At 65.5% G+C, this 519-nt stretch carries 1 protein-coding gene; it reads left to right on the plus strand.

Annotation, left to right across the window (positions count from 1 at the left end; all coding sequences use genetic code 11):
• Positions 1-41: 41 nt before the first annotated feature.
• Positions 42-519, plus strand: a 478-nt coding sequence (locus tag TRIHO_RS20830) for a type IV secretion system protein (RefSeq protein ID WP_068248389.1), incomplete at its 3' end; no start/stop codon positions are given.

A 519-nucleotide genomic window follows, 5' to 3' on the forward strand; every position in this document is an offset into this window, starting at 1 on the left:
GCTGCCCGAGCTGCGGGCCGAGTGAGTGCGGGGTGTGACGCGTGGCGAGTGAACAAGAGATCATCGAGGAAGAGCTGGTCTATGGTGCCCTGCGCCGTGAACGGCTTTGGCAGCGTCTTGGCCTGATAGGCCTTGTCTTCGGCATCATCGGCTGTCTGAGCGCGGCAGCTGTCTCGATCCTGGATGTCGACCCGCCCCCCGTCGTTGTCCCTTACGATCCCGCCACCGGCTTTGCACTCCCCGAGGCCTCGGTGGGCGCCTCCTCGGTGACCGCCAACCAGGCGATCATCGAGGCGGAGGTGTTCCGCTATGTGACCGACCGCGAGGTCTACAACCAGCTCGACAACGATCTGCGCATCCGCAGCGTTCTGCGCCGCTCGGACGGGGCGGCCGAGAGCGCGCTGCGCCAGATCTGGAACAGCGCCAACGAGAACTACCCGCCGACGGTCTATGGCCCCAATGCTCGGCTCGACGTGGAAATCCTCAGCATCAACCGGATCGGAACCAACCGCGCGACGG

Source organism: Tritonibacter horizontis (genome assembly GCF_001518015.1).
GTDB classification, from domain to species: domain Bacteria; phylum Pseudomonadota; class Alphaproteobacteria; order Rhodobacterales; family Rhodobacteraceae; genus Epibacterium; species Epibacterium horizontis.